Source organism: Palleronia pontilimi (assembly GCF_016412875.1).
Classification (GTDB): domain Bacteria; phylum Pseudomonadota; class Alphaproteobacteria; order Rhodobacterales; family Rhodobacteraceae; genus Palleronia; species Palleronia pontilimi.
In genome coordinates, this window is sequence record NZ_JAEKPD010000053.1 from 1 (window position 1) to 373 (window position 373).

Below are 373 nucleotides of genomic sequence, written 5' to 3' on the forward strand. Positions count from 1 at the left end.
AACGGGACTGGTTCACCATAGCGACCGCGGCAGTCAGTATCTGTCCATCAAATACACCGAGCGCCTTGCCGAGGCCGGGATAGAACCCTCTGTGGGCAGCGTCGGTGACAGCTACGACAATGCCTTGGCCGAGACGATCAACGGGCTGTTCAAGGCCGAGGTCATCCATCGCCGCGGTCCGTGGCGCAGCTTCGAGGCCGTCGAATACGCGACCCTGGAATGGGTGGACTGGTTCAACAATCGACGCCTGCTCGAGCCCATCGGAAATGTCCCGCCCGCTGAAGCAGAGGCCAACTTCTACGCCGCTCTGGAAACTGAACCCATAGCCGCGTAACTAATCGCAATCAGCCTCCGGCAAACCCGGCGCGGTTCA

The 373-nt window shown here is 60.9% G+C and carries 1 protein-coding gene; it reads left to right on the plus strand.

The window, feature by feature from the left end; all coding sequences use genetic code 11:
• The coding region (locus ILP92_RS18980) for an integrase core domain-containing protein (RefSeq protein ID WP_198916905.1) at positions 1-334 on the plus strand (334 nt) is incomplete at its 5' end.
• Between the last annotated feature and the right edge of the window lie 39 nt (positions 335-373).